Source organism: Vibrio sp. 1562 (genome assembly GCF_033340155.1).
GTDB classification, from domain to species: domain Bacteria; phylum Pseudomonadota; class Gammaproteobacteria; order Enterobacterales; family Vibrionaceae; genus Vibrio; species Vibrio alginolyticus.
Genome location: NZ_JAWOVY010000387.1, coordinates 1 through 679 on the forward strand (window position 1 = coordinate 1; position 679 = coordinate 679).

At 48.2% G+C, this 679-nt stretch carries 1 protein-coding gene; it reads right to left on the bottom strand.

Annotation, left to right across the window (positions count from 1 at the left end; genetic code table 11):
- Nucleotides 1–679 (bottom strand): hypothetical protein (locus R7Z49_RS25345; protein ID WP_318112435.1); only part of this gene is annotated, 679 nt, incomplete at both ends.

Genomic DNA, 679 nt, shown 5'->3' on the forward strand with positions numbered 1-679 from the left:
GCCTGGCATCAGATCGAATGCTGCGTTTAAAGGTACATTGCCTTGATACTGACCATTGATGGAGAAGCGGTCTGACGTTGGTGCACTAACAATCGCCACGCTGTAATCCGTAAAAGCTGGTTTGCCATCAGACGTGTTAATCTTGTCCAGTTCATCCACAATGGTGGCACCATTAGTGGTACTTTCACCTACGTTGGTGACTGAGACTTGATACTGGATCTGGCCATTCGGATTGTAGTGACAATCAGTGCCCGTCGAAGATGGGAACGTACACGTACTGCTGTCGGCGGTCGTGTTCAGCACCAGTTTTTGGAAATCTAAAACAGGTGCGACAGGAGGAATGGTTTCCGTTGTGTCACTCTGGTTTCCGGCTTTTGCGGTGTTTCCATCGATATCACCGACAGCATCAGCGCGAACTTTCCCCTTTACGGTAAATTCGATGACTTCTTCAGGCGCAATATCGACCACCAAATCCAGATCATCGGTGGCATCGTATGGTTCGATGTAGGTGTCTTGCGTGCCACTGGTACCAACAGAGGTAAAGACGTGGCTGATTTCAGATTCTGAAAATGCCGATTTCGTTGTGTCACCAATAACTTCAACACGAACATTAGAGATGATGTCTTGAATCGCGGCCTCGTCACGCCATACAGGTTCGGTGTTGATCACCGTAAACTTA